Consider the following 14,795-nt stretch of genomic DNA (forward strand, 5'->3'; position numbering starts at 1 on the left):
CGATTCGTCCCTGCGGCAAAGCGTCGCACGCTTCTATATATATAGAAGGAGACGGGGGAGTGGGGGTCGATTGTTACGTGTTTTGCTTAATGTTCGGGTAATGCGGACCTGTTCACCATCTGCACCGGCGTGCTGCCGCGACAATGGTAGAATTGCCGGCTTTCCCGACAGCCGGGGCACGTGACAAGACAGATCTGTCGATCTGACGGACACCACATTCAAAGGGTATGTGAATGACTGACGAGATGATTTACCTGCGGCGCGAAAAGCAGTTCCTGGTCCTGCTGGGCATCATCAGCCTGGCGTTGATCGGCGGGGCGCTGTACATGCAGGTCGTACTGGGCGAGGCGCCTTGCCCGCTGTGCATCCTGCAGCGGTACGCGTTGCTGTTCATCGCCATCTTCGCCTTCATCGGCGCAGCCATGCCGGGCCGTTTGAGTCTGACCATCTGCGAGGCGCTGGTGACCTTGAGTGCCGTGGGCGGGATTGTTGCAGCGGGGCGTCACGTTTGGATTCAGAGCCATCCCACCGAGAGCTGCGGGATTGACGTCCTGCAACCCATCGTCGACGGGCTGCCACTGGCGAACCTGTTTCCTCTCGGTTTTCAGGTCGCGGGCTTCTGTGAGACGCCATATCCGCCAGTGTTCGGACTGTCGCTTGCGCAATGGGCACTCATCGCTTTTGTTCTCACTGTAATTCTGGTACCGACTGGCATCATTCGTAACAGAATGAAAGCGCGTTGATTACAAAGTCTTGCGTAAAAAACCGCCCCGAATGCCTTAGGTTTTTTGGGGCCTTCCAGGGTTTTCGAGGTGCGGCATATGCGCGCATTCTTACAGATCCGGAAATTAACTGTTGCGCAGAAACTCATAGTCAATAAAACTTTACGTATCTACAATCGCCCCCACTTAACGCCCCCATCACTTGATAGGCGGCGGAAATCGAGGCCAGAAAGCGTTTTTACGCCTTGTAGACACCGTTTGGATGGCCTCTTGCGTCAAATTCTGAATGTCTGCGCCAAGGGATCTGGACCGCATTGGCGGTTGCCACCATTCGAATAAGAAACCACAGCAAAACCGGAATTGTTACGAGGCCATAAGCTTCCTGACAGGCCCCTGTTCAATCCCAAAAATTTGCCAGCACCTGGCAGGGTGAAGTGTTGGCGGTCGAAACCCAACTGCGATGCGAAAGCTGCTTTTAGAGGTCGTGAGATGAGTAAAAAAAGGTACCCCAGGTTTTTTGGCTTCTTGGCCCTTTTCAGCATGCTCCTGCTCAGCGGGTGCGATTACACCCTGCTGGATCCCAAGGGCCACATCGGCATGCAAGAGCGTGATCTGATCATCACGGCAACCTTGCTGATGCTGCTGGTTGTGGTGCCGGTCATCTTCATGACCATCATCTTCGCCTGGAAATACCGCGCCTCGAACAAGAGCGCAACCTACACGCCTGACTGGGCCCATTCGACCAGGATCGAACTAGTGGTGTGGCTGGTTCCTCTGGCGATCATCATCGTGCTGGGCTATGTGACCTACAAGTCCACCCACGCGCTGGACCCATACCGTCCGCTGGAATCCGACGTGAAGCCTCTGACCATCGAAGTGGTCGCGCTTGACTGGAAATGGCTGTTCATCTACCCGGAACAGGGTATCGCCACCGTCAACAAGATCGTCTTCCCGGCTCACACCCCGATCAATTTCCGCATCACTTCCGATTCGGTCATGAACTCGTTCTTCATCCCTGCACTGGGTGGCCAGATCTACGCGATGGCCGGCATGCAGACCAAGCTGCACCTGATCGCCAACGAAAATGGCGAGTTTGACGGTATCTCCGCCAACTACAGCGGCGCAGGCTTCACCGGCATGAAGTTCAAGGCAACGGCTACCGATCAGGCTGGTTTCGACGCCTGGGTCGCCGAGGTCAAGAATTCTCCGAAAAAACTGGCAAACGACGAATACACCGCTCTGGCCAAGCCTAGCGAGCGTAACCCCGTTGAACTCTACTCCTCGGTCACTCCGAACCTGTTCCAGATCATCATCGACAAGTATGAGGGTATGAAGCCGGGCAAGATTGTCCACGAGAAGAAAGAAGTGGCCGGTATGGAAGGGATGGACATGGGCAAGAATTCAGCTGCGCAGGCAGAGGAGTAAACGATGTTTGGTAAATTAAGTCTGGACGCGATACCGTTCCACGAACCGATAGTCATGATCACGCTCGCCATGATCGCTATCGGCGGTGCGGCGGTTTTCGGTCTGATCACGTATTTCAAGAAGTGGACCTACCTGTGGACCGAGTGGCTGACGTCGGTCGACCACAAGAAAATCGGCGTGATGTACATCATCATCGCCATGGTCATGCTGCTGCGTGGTTTTGCCGACGCCATCATGATGCGTTCCCAGCTGGCCCTGGCCACTGAAGGTTCGCCTGGCTATCTGCCGCCTGAACACTATGACCAGATCTTCACCGCTCACGGTGTGATCATGATCATCTTCATGGCGATGCCGTTCTTCACCGGTCTGATGAACATCGTTCTGCCTCTGCAGATCGGCGCTCGCGACGTTGCCTTCCCATTCCTGAACTCCCTGTCCCTGTACCTGCTGATCTCTGGCGTGGTTCTGGTGAACGTGTCTCTGGGCGTCGGCGAATTCGCACGTACCGGTTGGGTTGCCTATCCGCCGCTTTCCGAGCTGGGCTACAGCCCGGGCGTGGGTGTGGACTACTACATCTGGGCACTGCAGCTATCGGGTCTGGGGACAACGCTAACAGGCGTCAACTTCCTGGTTACCGTGCTGAAGATGCGCACCCCAGGCATGAAACTGATGGACATGCCGATCTTCACCTGGACCTGCACTTGGGCAAACGTCCTGATCGTGGCTTCGTTCCCGATCCTGACTGGCACCCTGGCGTTCCTGACCCTGGACCGTTACCTGGACTTCCACATCTTCACGAACGAATTGGGTGGTAACCCGATGATGTACGTGAACCTGTTCTGGGCGTGGGGTCACCCTGAGGTTTACATCCTGATTCTGCCGGCGTTCGGTGTCTTCTCCGAAGTCATCTCGACCTTCACCGGCAAGCGCCTGTTCGGCCACCACTCGATGATCTACGCTTCCGGCGCGATTTCGGTGCTGGGCTTCATGGTGTGGCTGCACCACTTCTTCACCATGGGTTCGGGTGCAAGCGTCAACGCCTTCTTCGGTCTGGCGACGATGCTGATCTCCATCCCGACGGGTGTGAAACTGTTCAACTGGCTGTTCACGATCTATCAGGGCCGCCTGCGCTTCACCGCGCCAGTGTGCTGGACCCTGGGCTTCATGATCACCTTCTCCATCGGTGGTATGACCGGCGTACTGTTGGCCATCCCGGGTGCTGACTTCGTTCTGCACAACAGCCTGTTCGTGATCGCGCACTTCCACAACGTGATCATCGGTGGTGCCGTATTCGGCTACATCGCAGGTTTCGCGTTCTGGTTCCCTAAAGCGTTCGGTTTCAAACTGAACGAGAAGTGGGGCAAGGCAGCGTTCTGGTTCTGGATCTCGGGCTTCTACGTGGCATTCATGCCCCTGTACGCTCTGGGCTTCATGGGCATGACCCGTCGTCTGAACACCACTGACAACCCGGACTGGACGCCTTATCTGCACGTTGCCTTCTGGGGCGCCGCGCTGATCATGATCGGTATCGCCTGTCAGCTGATCCAGATCTACGTAAGTATCCGTGACCGCGAGCAGAACCGCGATCTGACCGGTGACCCATGGAATGGCCACACCCTGGAGTGGTCCACTTCCTCGCCGCCGCCGTTCTACAACTTCGCAGAACTGCCGAAGGCTGAAGAAATCGATGCGTTCTACGCCGCCAAGCGTGATGGTGAAGCGTACAAGGTTCCGGCCAAGTACTCCGACATCCACATGCCGAACAACACCGCGACTGGCCTGGTGATGGGCGCTCTGCTCACCGTCTTCGGCTTCGCGATGATCTGGCACATCTTCTGGCTGGCCGCTGCCAGTCTGATCGGCACCATCGTCTACTTCGTCATCCACGCTTCGCGTGATGATCAGGGCTACATGGTTCCGGCTGCCGAAGTGGCACGTATTGAAGGCGAGCAACACAAGATCCTGGCCTCGGTGCGTAACGCCCAGGCGAACTCTCCTGTCAACAAGCTGGAGCAGGCATAAACAATGTCGAACTTAGTATTTGATGGGGCGAAAGGTCACGATCACGATCATGACCACGCCCATGATCACCACGATGCCGGCGAGATGAAAATCTACGGCTTCTGGATATACCTGATGACCGACTGCATCCTGTTTGCGTCGATCTTCGCAATCTATGCAGTACTGGTTAACAACGTCGCCGGTGGTCCTTCGGGCCACGACATCTTCGAGCTGCCATACGTGCTGGGCGAAACCGCCTGCCTGTTGCTCAGCTCGATCACCTACGGCTTCGCGATGCTGGCGATGCACAAAGGCAACAAGGCTGGCGTTCTGGGTTGGTTGTTCATCACCTTCCTGTTCGGTCTGGGCTTCATCGGCATGGAAATCAACGAATTCCACCTGCTGATCGAAGAAGGCTACGGCCCTAACCGCAGCGGTTTCCTGTCGGCGTTCTTCACGCTGGTCGGTACCCACGGTGTGCACGTAACCAGCGGTCTGATCTGGATGGCGATCCTGATGTATCAGGTGAGCAAGAACGGCCTGACTTCGACCAACCAGACCCGCCTGAGCATGCTCAGCCTGTTCTGGCACTTCCTGGACGTTGTCTGGATCTGTGTGTTCACCGTTGTCTACCTGATGGGGACCATTTAAATGGCTAATTCGCATCACTCCCACGACGATTCCAGCCACGGCAGCTTCAAGTCGTACATGGTCGGTTTCGTCCTGTCGATCATCCTGACCGCGATTCCTTTCGGTCTGGTGATGTTCCCGACGCTTTCGAAAGCCGCCACTCTGTGGATCGTGCTGATCTTCGCAATCGTGCAGGTTCTGGTTCACCTGGTGTACTTCCTGCACCTGGACCGTTCGGCAGCCCAGCGTAACAACGTGATCACTTTCGCGTTCGCGTCGCTGGTCATCCTTCTGCTGGTCGGTCTGTCTGTGTGGATCATGTTCAGCATTCACACGTTCATGATGGCGAAGTGAGGAAAACCTGATGTCACTGAAGCACTTTATCCAAATCACCAAACCGGGGATCATTTTCGGTAACGTGCTTTCGGTGGCTGGTGGCTTTTTCCTCGCATCCAAGGGGCATGTCGATTTTGGCCTGTTCCTTATTGCGATGATCGGTACGTCGCTGGTCGTGGCTTCCGGTTGTGTTTTCAACAACTGCATCGATCGTGATATCGATCTGAAAATGGAGCGCACCAGAAACCGTGTCCTGGTTCAGGGCCTGGTTTCTGTGAAACTCGCCTTGGTCTACGCCACGGTGCTGGGTGTGGTGGGTGTCGGCCTGTTGTACTTCAAGGCCAACCCGCTGGCGGCGTTGTTCGCAGTGATCGGATTCGTGATTTACGTGGGCTTCTACAGCCTGTACCTCAAGCGCAAATCCGTTCACGGCACGCTGGTTGGCAGTTTGTCGGGTGCGATGCCACCGGTTATCGGTTACGTCGCAGTCAGCAACAGCTTCGACCTTGCAGCGCTGACCTTGCTGGTCATGTTCAGCCTGTGGCAGATGCCTCACTCGTATGCCATCGCGATTTTCCGCTTCAACGACTACCTGGCGGCCTCGATTCCGGTTTTGCCGGTCAAGCGCGGCATCCGGGTGGCCAAGCGGCACATCCTGATCTACATCCTGGCGTTTCTGCTGGCGACCCTGATGCTGACCTTCGGCGGTTACGCCGGGCTCAACTACCTGGCCGTTGCCGCAGCCATGGGCATGTACTGGCTGTACATGGCCTGGACAGGCTACAAGGCCAAGGATGACACCGTTTGGGCGCGCAAGCTGTTCGTGTTCTCCATCTTCACGATTACAGCCTTGAGCGTGGCGATGTCGCTGGATTTTCAGGTCACTAAGGAGCTGCTGATTACATACGCAGCGCCTTAGACGCCCGAAAGCAACACAAAAAACCCGTCGTTCGCGAGAACGACGGGTTTTTTTATGGGTCGATGAGTGTGCTCCCTTCAGAGCAATTACTGCTTGATGCAGGCAGTGGCTTCTTTTCTGGCCGCACAGTCCCTATTCTGTCCATGACAAAAGTGATCGCTTTGCCGCATCATGTGCTGGTTTTGTACAAGGATCGTTACGAAACACACACGATCTCGTCGTAGAGAAGCAAAAAACACGCGTATGACTGAACACACCACCCCAGCCGTCCGGACAGGAAATGAATCGATGCCCCTCGTATCGATCATCGCTCCCTGCTACAACGCAGAAAAGTATCTGGATGTTGCGATCGCCAGCATCTTCGCGCAGGACTACCCAAATTTCGAAGTCATCATCATTGATGACGGATCGAGCGACAACAGCGTCGCAATGCTTGAAAAACTGCAGCAAACCTACGATTTTCAACTCTATTCTCAGGCCAACCAGGGGGTTAGCGCCGCGCTGAACCATGGCCTGACATACGCGCGCGGCGACTACGTCTGCACCCCGGATCTGGATGACATCATGCTGCCTTCGTCGGTGCGCCTGCGTGCCGACTACCTCGATCAGCACCCTGAAGTGGGCTGCGTCGGCGCGCTGATCATCTACATGGATTCGGATGGCAACGACACCAAGACGCAAAAGCTCTCGGCCATCAAGAAGCTGAGTTTCGAGGAGATTCTTGCGGACGCCGTGGTGGTGGGTGCGCCGGTGTCGCTGTACCGCATGACCGCGCTGCGCGCCGTGGATTTCTATGACCCCGACATCCGCGTGCAGGATTTTCAGATGACCCTGAAGATCGCCAGCAAAGGCTATGAAGTGCATGTGTTGCCGGTGACCGTGACCCGCTATCGTCGTCATCCCAACAATCTGTCGCGTCGCTACAAAGTATTGCTCGACGCCGACATGCGCACCATCGCCCCCTATCGTTCGCACCCCGCGTATGGCCGAGGCCTGACAGCCATCATCAACAAGGCCTTGAAGTACGCTGTCGTCAGCGACAAGAAATACGCCTGGAGCTTGCTGCGCTCCATTCCGCTGCGCCAGTTCAACAAAACCACTTTGCGTCGCTTCAAGCGCCTGTTGCTGCACCGTCAGAACGGTTGATCAGCGGCGGGTGCGTCTGTTTTCGTTTCCGGATACCTGCATGAAATTCCTCGAACTGCTCAAGACCCGCAAAACCCGCAAGCGCCTGCGCAGCCTCGACAAGCTCGAACGCGCGCCGGAGAAAATTCGCCTGCGCTACCCGAACTACGTCGTCGGCACTGGCACCTATGGCATTCCTGAAGTGTTCGAGTTCGGCGACGACACCATCTTGCGGGTCGGCTCCTACACCTCAATCGCCGCCGGGGTGAAGGTGTTGCTGGGCGGCGAGCATCGCACCGACTGGCTGACCACCTACCCATTCCCGGCGATGATGAAGGGGTTGGAAGACATCAAGGATTACGCGCCCAGCAAAGGCGATGTGGTCATTGGCAGCGATTGCTGGATCTGCGCCGATGCCACCATCCTGTCTGGCGTCACCATCGGTCACGGCGCGATCGTTGCGGCGGGAGCGGTGGTGACTCGCGATGTGCCACCGTTCGCGGTGGTCGGCGGCAACCCCTGCAAATTCATTCGCTGGCGTTTTGAAGAAGGGATTCGTGACCAACTTCTGCAGGCCGCCTGGTGGGACTGGCCGATGGACGAGGTGAAGTCCGTCGCACGTATGCTCTCAGGTGCCGACCTCGAGACATTTCTCGAATACGTGCGTTCGCGCAGCGCGGCGTAAGCCCAGATACAGGGCTATTTCGGTTCCGGGGCCTGTTCTTTCGCCGGCCCCAGCACGATCGCCAGGTGCCGCAAGTCTTCGATTTCAACGCTGATGCTCTTGCCGGACGGGCTAACCGCGAGGGTGCCCAAGGCAAACACGGTAAAGAAGCGTACCTCGTCGGCATGGCTCAGCAGTTCGCTGATGTAGCGGCTGGAGCGATAGGCCTGCATCTGCGCAGGCGAGACGTACAGCGTCACCCGTTTGCCCTGCAGCCGATCAAAGAACCTGAACTTGAAGCCCGTGCCATAACGCTCCACCAGCCCGCCGCCGTACAGGACGCGCTTGTCCTCACCCGGCTGGGCGTACTTGATGTGGCGCAAGTACGAGCGCAGAGACACCTCGCCCTGGCCCGGAATGCGCAGGGTCAACAGCGCGAACTCTTCCTTGCTCAGCTGCGCCTGAGCCTGACGAAAGCTGTCGACCAGACGCTCCAGGTTGTTGGTGCGGGTTTCTGTCGTCTGTTTGCCTTTCGGGGTGTCAGATGCAGGCGTGATATGCGCAGGCTTTTCGTCCAGTGCCTCGTCAGGCTTGGCTGCGAAAGGCTTTGATTTTGCCCCCTCCTTGAGTACGGGATCGAACACGTCGATGTAGTCGTCCAGTTTGCGCTTGGCCTTGCGCAGCGCTGTTTGCGACTCGGTTTCATCGAGTGCAGACATTTGCTTGGCCACGTCGGTCTCGTCGACCCACTCGCAGTCAGCGTGGTGCTCGTAATGAGGATTGGCGCGGAAATGCGCGGCAACGAAGGTGGGGTTCTCCTGGGGTTTGACGTCGTAGCGCACCCCGGTGATCCTCACGCCCTGCGCGCGACAGGCTTCGCTCGAACACAGGAAACTGAAGCGCGCACGGGGCGGCTCCTGAGAGAAATACTCACGGCGCGCCGCCACGATCGACAGCTCCTGCTGCAATTCGATGCAAAACGCGCGGGTGATGCTCCTGCTGGTTTTCATGAAGTGGCCGGGTCCCCTGGCGAAGAATCATAGGGCCATGATGCTCAATCGCCAGAGGCTTGCACAAGCCCTCAGGCAGGGCTCATTGCCCAGGCACCGCCAACCACTCGCCCACGATTTTCTGGTACGCGCCCGTGGCCTTGGACAAATGCAGCCACTGATCGACATAGGCCTTCCAGCTCGCATCGTCGCGAGGCAGCAGGTAGGCCTTCTCGCCATACTGCATGTAGCGCGACGGGTTGACCGCGCAAAGGCCCGGCAGGCGCTTCTGCTGATACAGCGCCTCCGAGGCGTCGGTGATCATCACGTCTGCTTGCTTGTCCAGCAACTGCTGGAAAATGGTCTTGTTGTCATGAAACGCCAGCGAGGCGTTGGGCAGATACGCGTGGGCAAACGCCTCGTTGGTGCCGCCCTGCGGTTCGATCAGACGCACCTTTGGCTGGTTGATCTGCTCGACGGTTTGGTACTTGGATTCATCGTCGCAGCGCACCAGCGGAACCTTGCCGTCGACATCCAGGGTGTTGCTGAAAAACGCTTTCTTCTGCCGCTCCAGCGTCACTGAAATCCCGCCCATGGCGATGTCGCATTTGCCCGCGGTGAAGTCAGGCATCAGGGTTTTCCACGTCGTCGGCACCCACTCAAGCTTGACCCCCAGGCTCTGCGCGAGCGCCTGGGCCATCTCGATGTCGATCCCCTCGTATTGCCCATCGGCGGTGTGGAAGGTGTACGGCTTGTAATCCCCGGTGGTACAGACGGCCAGCGTGCCTTTCTGCAGCACGGAATCCAGATGCGAAACCGGCTCCGCCGCTTGTGCCTGAACAACACCCAGCAGGCCGAGCAACAGTGAGGAGGTAATGCGTGTGTTCATGGTGGCAACCCTGTAATCAACGTTCCGGTTTGCCGTTATAGAGGGTGGGAAGGCTGGATGGGAAGGGTGCAGTAAGCGATTCCCGGCGTGAGTTACTTTTCGGCGACCCGACCCGCTCGAACCTTGGCCCGATGATGCCGATACAACGCCACCCCCGCCGCCAGCACCACCACGCCGATGAAAATCGGCAGGCGATAGGGCTTGAGGTTGCCCAGCAGATTCTCCAGCGCCTCGCCCGCCCAGTAGCCACCCATGACGAACAGCGTGGCCCAGACCGCGGCGCCCAGCAGGTTGATCAGCGAGAAACGGATCGGTGACAGGCGGCTCGCCCCAATCACCAGCGGCCCCACCAGGCGCATGCCGTAGAGAAAGCGCACCGAGAACACCGACATCGTGGGGTAACGTTTGATCAGCGCGGACACCCGGTCGATCGTGGCTTTCTGACGGTGCAGGCGGGGTAGGATGCGCGGGCCGAAATAGCGCCCGGTCCAGAACAGGATCTGGTCGCCGAGCATGCCGCCCAGCGTGGCAATGAGGATAACGTCGACCAAGCGCAAAGACGTCTGATGCGCTGCCAGGCCACCAAGAATCAGGATGGTTTCGCCTTCCAGCAAGCAACCGATGAACACCGCCCAATAGCCGTAATTGACCAGCAGATAATGGATGTCGACGTGTTCAAACATGGGCAACAGCGGCCTCAAGGCAAGGGGTCAGCCGCCAGGACATCCAGCGGAAGGCATGCCCTTGGACCTGATCGGCGCGCCAACAGTTCTATCCTGTTTCGCGCGCCGCCGTGAAGCTCATTCGCTGTACTCGGCCTCCAGCGCTGCGAGATCTTTCTCGATCACCTTCATCAACATTTCCCACTCGGCCTGAGTCCGTTTCAGCGCCTCACCTTCGCGCGAGTACAGAAAGTCGATGATGTTGGCGGTTTCCTTGGCCTTGGTGGTGGGGCGAAAGGCGTCCATGCTCAGCACGCGGGCGAGCATGTCCAGCTCGGTGGCGTGGTTGACCCACTGCCAGTCGTCCTTGATCACCACCTTGTCGATGAGGATGCACTGCTTCTTGAAGCTGCGCAGGCTCGCCCCGAATGGGCTGGCGGCCAGTAACGACGTGATTCGCGCCCCCTCACTGTTGGCTTTTTCCACGGCATTGGGCCCGAAGAACCATTCGTTGAAGCTCAGCTCGATCTCGCGAAACGCCACATTGGCGTCCCAGATAATGCCCAGCGCCTTGTTGTGAATGATCTCGTTCTTCCAGGCTCGGTACGCCTTGAACGCAAGCCCCACCAGGCCGATTGCCGCCAGGGCCTGCACAAGGGCCGAACAGGAATTGATAACGTCGTAGGCCCGTGCCGCACCTGAAACACCGGCACTTGTGTAAGACTCGTAAAAGACAGACCCGGTCATCGCGGCAAGCGCGAAAAGGGCGCAATAGAAACCGAACGCGTAGGGATCTTTCATTGTTGTTTTTATCCGATCAGCGAGGTTAAACATTTGGTCCATTCGCTTTGGATCAGTCACTGTTCAGGCTAGTTGAGAACTGCGGGTTTGTAGAGGAAGGGACCCAATACAAGCGCGGTGTTGCTCAAGGCTTACGCGCTGGAAACATCTGCGAATCCCCCAGACATTTCATCAGGTGGTCGTAGACCATTCGTACACGCGGCGGTACAGGGCCTGACTGCGTGCGGTAAATCATCAGATCGATCGATGGCGGCGCGATCTCGGGCAGCACCTCCACCAGCGCCCCTTCGCTCAAACAGGGTTCGGCCAGATACAGCGGCATCTGCGCGAAGGCAAGCCCTGCCAGTACAAACTCCAGCTCGGTTTCCGGGTCGTCGCAGCAGAATGCAGGGGAGGGCGGCAGATATGTCTGGCTGGCGGCGAAGAACCATGGCCAGGGCCTGCCATTGTTGCGGTCGATCAGCACCGACAGCGGCAGTTGCTTCAGATCCTCAAGGTTTTTGGGCACGCCGGTGGATTGGACCAGCGAGGGCGCCGCCACGACCATCAACGGCACCGGACACACCGCCCGCGCGATATAACGCCGGTCTCGCACCATACCAACGCGAATGCCGATGTCGATCCGCGAAGCCACGGCATCGGTCAGTTCGTCATCCAGGCTCAGTTCGATGCGTAAGCCCGGATTGGCCTGCATCAAGGGCTTGAGAAACCTCGCCAGATACAGCTTGCCGATGGCATGGGGCGCCGTGATTCCCACCCGCCCGGTGACCCCGCTGCTCTGTTGCTTGGCATGAGCGACGAACAGGCGGTCAAACTGATTCAACGTCTCCCGCGCCTCCTGCGCGATCTGCGCCCCGAAGGCCGTGACCTGGGCCTGTCGCGTGCTGCGATGAAACAGTGGCTCGGCGAACATCCGCTCCAGTTCCTGAATCGCCCGCGTGACCTTCTGTGGCGATGTGCCCAAGCGGTTTGCCGCCTCACGAAAGCTCGGCGCCTCCACGGCCACCAAAAAGACCCGCAGCATTTCCATGCGATTGAGCACTGATCAGTCCTCTCGAAAGCGTGTTCCAGAAAGTGGAATTCTCAAAGCCAAACTCTTCCATTTTCTGATGCAGATATCCACTGCAAACTTGCTCTCAACACGTAACCACCCTCTTAAATGTGTAGAAGATTGATCATGAGCAATGGCATCCAAGGCAAAGTCGTCGTCATCACCGGCGCAAGCAGCGGCCTGGGCGAATCCACCGCCCGCCACCTGGCAAAACTCGGCGCCAAAGTCGTCCTAGGCGCACGTCGCCAGGAACGCATGGACGTCATCGTCCAGGACATCAAAGCTACAGGCGGCGAAGCAACGGCCTACACCGTCGACGTCACCCGTCGTGCAGACCTCGAGGCACTGGTCGCAAACGCCATCCAGGACTTCGGCAAAGTCGATGTCATGGTCAACAACGCAGGTTTCATGGCCATCGCCCCTTTCTCCGAACTGCGCGTCGACGAGTGGGACCGCATGATCGACATCAACGTCAAAGGCGTCCTCTACGGCATCGCCGCTGCACTGCCCAAGTTCGAAGCTCAAGGTTTCGGCCACTTCATCAACATCTCATCGGTGGCTGGCATCAAAGTGTTCAGCCCGGGCGGCTCGGTCTACAGCGGCACCAAATACGCCGTGCGCGCCATCTCCGACGGCCTGCGCCACGAAGTCGGCGGCAAGATCCGCACCACCACCATCGAGCCGGGGGCTGTGGATTCAGAGCTGAAACTGGGCAGTGGCCACCAGCCCAGTGCCGATGTCGTGAACGAGTTCTACAAGCAGGCCATCCCGGCTGAATCCGTCGCGCGCGCGATTGCCTTCGCCATCGAACAGCCGGGGGATGTGGATATCAATGAGATCGTACTGCGGCCGACTTCGCAGGATTTCTAAGGTAATGAGAGGTGTTGCGTTGGGTAGAGCCAAGCCCTGTCGCAACACCTGATGCCTGCGACAGCTGATGTTTGCGACACCTGTGATTCAACGCCTTGCGAGCAAACCCTGTGGGAACGAATTCATTCGCGATGATGTTTGGACAGACGACCGATAGGTGTCGACTGTACGGGCCTCTCGCGAATGAATTCGCTCCCACAGTTCGTTCCGAATCTCGCAACTAGTACGATAGCTAATCGAACTTCGCAGCTACCCAATCAGTAGCCGAGCAGCGTTCGAGTCTGTAGGAAACTTCTGAATTCCGGCTGCAGGGTTGTTCGGCAAAAAAGCTCGCGCTAGTTTTCAGGCCCTGAATCGCGGTTCGCTGAACTCCGCTACCTGTTACAGCGTTGCATTCACATATGTAGCCTGCGCTGTTTTGCCTCGTTGGCTAAACGAAGCCTCCAAATTCGCGTTTATAAGGAAATCACTTTGCCCGATCAGGACGAATTTCGCGTCACGCTCAGTCTTGCCCAGATGGCGGCGATTTTGGAGCAAGAGTCGCTCTCCGAAGCGGAGATAAGGTCTAACCGCATATTCGCCAGTCTGCGCTCGTGGGTGGGATTATCGAGCTGGCCGGAGCAGGAGTGCTGTGTGCGCTGCCCGACCCGACGATGATATCCAAAGTGGGATGCATTGCGATGGGAGTGCATGCGTCTGATCAGTTAGCTGCCGCTATCAATCAACTTGTAACTGGGAGGGCAACTGACCCGTATGCATTCAAGGCTGGTGCATATGCTGCAGAGGCGATGGGCGCATCTCGTACGACTGGTCGTGTCATAGGTCTGGCGACCGAGTTTGCGGTTCCCTTATCCACAGCAGCGCTGCACAACGCATTTAGGGTGTCCTCCGTCCGGGCAGGAAGAATGACTGTTGCTATCAGTGAGAAGTTTCCACATGCTCCAAAGGTCGGGCCGGGTGGGCACACTGTTCAATTTCACGTAGCTAAAGACGTAACCGCTTTACAAAAAAGATTGAAGCGCAAAAGAAGCGCAGACGTTATGTCTACCTTCAACAGTCTTGAAAAAGCAGAGTGGGCGGTGGGGCAAGTTCTCAGGGTACATAGATACAAGGTGCTGGCCTACTCCAAGGCAAGACTACTACGTACTGATAACAGGGTAGTTTTGAAAATGGATTTTGCTCAGGAAGTCGGTTGGGGTATAACCCGCTCTTCTCCCGACACTCCGTTCAGCATGAAGCGCGTGCTCGTTGTCGTAGAATTCACCGAATACAATCGTATGCCTGCCTTTATCGTTACCGCCTATCCAATACCTTGAGATCCCAATGCGTGGATATATGCAATTTCTCGATTTTATGCGTGAGCTGGGTGACGGAATCCAGGATCACTTGCCTGAGGAGCAACGCACCTCGACGCTCTCCTTGGATGAGGTAGTAACCATTTGGGTCGACGGTAAGACCTATTTGGAAATCAGGTCTCTTGAAAAAGATATCGCGTCGTTTTTAAAAAAAGACCAAGCCGAAGACTACTCGGTATATGAACTTCTGTCCTGGTATGACCTGCTATTTATCCCCGAGCGATTTGGCTGCGAAGAACCAGAGTTGCTGATCATCGTGCTGCCGATGATTAAAAAACGCATGGTTGAAGGTAAAAGATCAATATTCGATGATTTCAAACGATGGCTGACGCGTAAATGGGAGGCGCAAGGTTAGG

General features: G+C 57.1%; 16 protein-coding genes. 11 read left to right on the top strand and 5 right to left on the bottom strand.

What is annotated here, in order from left to right:
• Positions 1-233: 233 nt before the first annotated feature.
• The 8 genes from AC07V9_RS09780 to AC07V9_RS09815 all read left to right on the top strand — a co-directional run bounded on the left by AC07V9_RS09780 (position 234) and on the right by AC07V9_RS09815 (position 7,843).
• Positions 234-743, top strand: coding sequence for a disulfide bond formation protein B (locus tag AC07V9_RS09780; protein WP_495015518.1), 510 nt, complete (start codon positions 234-236; stop codon positions 741-743).
• Positions 744-1,211: 468 nt separating this feature from the next.
• Positions 1,212-2,147: a ubiquinol oxidase subunit II gene (gene cyoA, locus AC07V9_RS09785; protein ID WP_495015519.1), complete on the top strand. Its 936-nt coding sequence runs from the start codon at positions 1,212-1,214 to the stop codon at positions 2,145-2,147.
• A gap of 3 nt (positions 2,148-2,150) precedes the next feature.
• Positions 2,151-4,169, top strand: coding sequence for a cytochrome o ubiquinol oxidase subunit I (gene cyoB, locus AC07V9_RS09790; protein ID WP_495015520.1), 2,019 nt, complete (start codon positions 2,151-2,153; stop codon positions 4,167-4,169).
• A gap of 3 nt (positions 4,170-4,172) precedes the next feature.
• Positions 4,173-4,799: a cytochrome o ubiquinol oxidase subunit III gene (locus AC07V9_RS09795; RefSeq protein WP_495015521.1), complete on the top strand. Its 627-nt coding sequence runs from the start codon at positions 4,173-4,175 to the stop codon at positions 4,797-4,799.
• Positions 4,800-5,132, top strand: a complete 333-nt coding sequence (cyoD, locus tag AC07V9_RS09800; protein ID WP_495015522.1) for a cytochrome o ubiquinol oxidase subunit IV — start codon at positions 4,800-4,802, stop codon at positions 5,130-5,132.
• A gap of 10 nt (positions 5,133-5,142) precedes the next feature.
• Complete coding sequence (gene cyoE / locus AC07V9_RS09805; protein ID WP_495015523.1) at positions 5,143-6,033, top strand: heme o synthase; 891 nt, start codon at positions 5,143-5,145, stop codon at positions 6,031-6,033.
• 243 nt (positions 6,034-6,276) lie between these two features.
• A complete protein-coding gene (locus AC07V9_RS09810) occupies positions 6,277-7,179 on the top strand; it encodes a glycosyltransferase family 2 protein (RefSeq protein WP_495015524.1) in 903 nt (300 codons plus the stop codon).
• A 40-nt stretch (positions 7,180-7,219) separates the two neighbouring features.
• Positions 7,220-7,843: a CatB-related O-acetyltransferase gene (locus tag AC07V9_RS09815; RefSeq protein WP_495015525.1), complete on the top strand. Its 624-nt coding sequence runs from the start codon at positions 7,220-7,222 to the stop codon at positions 7,841-7,843.
• 14 nt (positions 7,844-7,857) lie between these two features.
• Here the strand turns inward: AC07V9_RS09815 and AC07V9_RS09820 are convergent, their stop codons facing one another.
• The 5 genes from AC07V9_RS09820 to AC07V9_RS09840 form a co-directional block, all read right to left on the bottom strand.
• Complete coding sequence (locus AC07V9_RS09820) at positions 7,858-8,832, bottom strand: ATPase (RefSeq protein ID WP_495015526.1); 975 nt, start codon at positions 8,830-8,832, stop codon at positions 7,858-7,860.
• Between the two features lie 82 nt (positions 8,833-8,914).
• Positions 8,915-9,700: a transporter substrate-binding domain-containing protein gene (locus tag AC07V9_RS09825; RefSeq protein WP_495015527.1), complete on the bottom strand. Its 786-nt coding sequence runs from the start codon at positions 9,698-9,700 to the stop codon at positions 8,915-8,917.
• Between the two features lie 92 nt (positions 9,701-9,792).
• The gene (locus tag AC07V9_RS09830) at positions 9,793-10,383 is read right to left on the bottom strand and encodes a DedA family protein (RefSeq protein ID WP_495015528.1); all 591 of its coding nucleotides are present in this window, start codon (positions 10,381-10,383) and stop codon (positions 9,793-9,795) included.
• Between the two features lie 117 nt (positions 10,384-10,500).
• A complete protein-coding gene (locus tag AC07V9_RS09835; RefSeq protein ID WP_495015529.1) occupies positions 10,501-11,163 on the bottom strand; it encodes a hypothetical protein in 663 nt (220 codons plus the stop codon).
• Between the two features lie 124 nt (positions 11,164-11,287).
• On the bottom strand, positions 11,288-12,205 hold the full coding sequence (locus AC07V9_RS09840; RefSeq protein WP_495015530.1) for a LysR family transcriptional regulator: 918 nt from the start codon (positions 12,203-12,205) through the stop codon (positions 11,288-11,290).
• Positions 12,206-12,340: 135 nt separating this feature from the next.
• Here AC07V9_RS09840 and AC07V9_RS09845 point away from each other — a divergent pair, with 135 nt between their 5' ends.
• The 3 genes from AC07V9_RS09845 (at position 12,341) to AC07V9_RS09855 (ending at position 14,794) form a co-directional block, all read left to right on the top strand.
• The gene (locus AC07V9_RS09845; protein WP_495015531.1) at positions 12,341-13,084 is read left to right on the top strand and encodes an SDR family oxidoreductase; all 744 of its coding nucleotides are present in this window, start codon (positions 12,341-12,343) and stop codon (positions 13,082-13,084) included.
• Positions 13,085-13,737: 653 nt separating this feature from the next.
• Entirely contained in the window at positions 13,738-14,400 is a 663-nt protein-coding gene (locus AC07V9_RS09850; protein ID WP_495015532.1) for an RNase A-like domain-containing protein, read from the top strand.
• A gap of 19 nt (positions 14,401-14,419) precedes the next feature.
• On the top strand, positions 14,420-14,794 hold the full coding sequence (locus tag AC07V9_RS09855) for a hypothetical protein (protein WP_495015533.1): 375 nt from the start codon (positions 14,420-14,422) through the stop codon (positions 14,792-14,794).
• The last annotated feature ends 1 nt before the right edge of the window (position 14,795 follow it).

The organism is Pseudomonas sp. GW821-FHT02A11 (assembly GCF_059421985.1).

What these genes read in the sequence shown, in the direction of transcription:
- AC07V9_RS09810 (WP_495015524.1), top strand. Translation starts at nt 6,277, where the DNA reads ATGACTGAACACACCACCCCAGCCGTCCGGACAGGAAATGAATCGATG.
- AC07V9_RS09815 (WP_495015525.1), top strand. Translation starts at nt 7,220, where the DNA reads ATGAAATTCCTCGAACTGCTCAAGACCCGCAAAACCCGCAAGCGCCTG.
- AC07V9_RS09845 (WP_495015531.1), top strand. Translation starts at nt 12,341, where the DNA reads ATGAGCAATGGCATCCAAGGCAAAGTCGTCGTCATCACCGGCGCAAGC.
- AC07V9_RS09825 (WP_495015527.1), bottom strand. Translation starts at nt 9,700, where the DNA reads ATGAACACACGCATTACCTCCTCACTGTTGCTCGGCCTGCTGGGTGTT.
- AC07V9_RS09780 (WP_495015518.1), top strand. Translation starts at nt 234, where the DNA reads ATGACTGACGAGATGATTTACCTGCGGCGCGAAAAGCAGTTCCTGGTC.
- AC07V9_RS09835 (WP_495015529.1), bottom strand. Translation starts at nt 11,163, where the DNA reads ATGAAAGATCCCTACGCGTTCGGTTTCTATTGCGCCCTTTTCGCGCTT.
- AC07V9_RS09795 (WP_495015521.1), top strand. Translation starts at nt 4,173, where the DNA reads ATGTCGAACTTAGTATTTGATGGGGCGAAAGGTCACGATCACGATCAT.
- AC07V9_RS09855 (WP_495015533.1), top strand. Translation starts at nt 14,420, where the DNA reads ATGCAATTTCTCGATTTTATGCGTGAGCTGGGTGACGGAATCCAGGAT.
- cyoB (WP_495015520.1), top strand. Translation starts at nt 2,151, where the DNA reads ATGTTTGGTAAATTAAGTCTGGACGCGATACCGTTCCACGAACCGATA.
- cyoD (WP_495015522.1), top strand. Translation starts at nt 4,800, where the DNA reads ATGGCTAATTCGCATCACTCCCACGACGATTCCAGCCACGGCAGCTTC.
- cyoE (WP_495015523.1), top strand. Translation starts at nt 5,143, where the DNA reads ATGTCACTGAAGCACTTTATCCAAATCACCAAACCGGGGATCATTTTC.
- AC07V9_RS09830 (WP_495015528.1), bottom strand. Translation starts at nt 10,383, where the DNA reads ATGTTTGAACACGTCGACATCCATTATCTGCTGGTCAATTACGGCTAT.
- AC07V9_RS09820 (WP_495015526.1), bottom strand. Translation starts at nt 8,832, where the DNA reads ATGAAAACCAGCAGGAGCATCACCCGCGCGTTTTGCATCGAATTGCAG.
- AC07V9_RS09850 (WP_495015532.1), top strand. Translation starts at nt 13,738, where the DNA reads ATGATATCCAAAGTGGGATGCATTGCGATGGGAGTGCATGCGTCTGAT.
- cyoA (WP_495015519.1), top strand. Translation starts at nt 1,212, where the DNA reads ATGAGTAAAAAAAGGTACCCCAGGTTTTTTGGCTTCTTGGCCCTTTTC.